Source organism: Methylobacterium sp. WL7, from assembly GCF_008040085.1.
GTDB classification, from domain to species: domain Bacteria; phylum Pseudomonadota; class Alphaproteobacteria; order Rhizobiales; family Beijerinckiaceae; genus Methylobacterium; species Methylobacterium mesophilicum.
The window spans coordinates 1-254 of sequence record NZ_VRVG01000405.1 but is presented as its reverse complement, the minus strand read 5'-3'; the positions used below and the strand labels follow the sequence as shown (position 1 = coordinate 254).

1 pseudogene is annotated in these 254 nt (G+C 72.8%); it reads right to left on the bottom strand.

Annotation, left to right across the window (positions count from 1 at the left end):
- A pseudogene (locus FV233_RS29995) lies at positions 1-254 on the bottom strand (hypothetical protein); the annotation flags it as partial.

Sequence of the window (254 nt, the reverse complement as noted above, 5' to 3'; positions counted from 1 at the left end):
CGTGCGGGTGTCGCCGGGCTCGGCGGGTCCCAGCCGGCCCGGGATGAGATTCACGTCGCCGAGCAGGCCCGCCACGAAGCGGCTGGCCGGGCGGCGGTACAACTCGGCCGGGGTCCCGACCTGGGCGTGCCGGCCATGCTCATGTGCGGGAACAGCGCGTAGGACTGGAACATCATGTTCACGGGCCGCCGGTGCGGGGGCAGCGCCGTGAGGTCCTGCTCGCCGAGGCGAACATGGCCGGAACTCGGGATCTC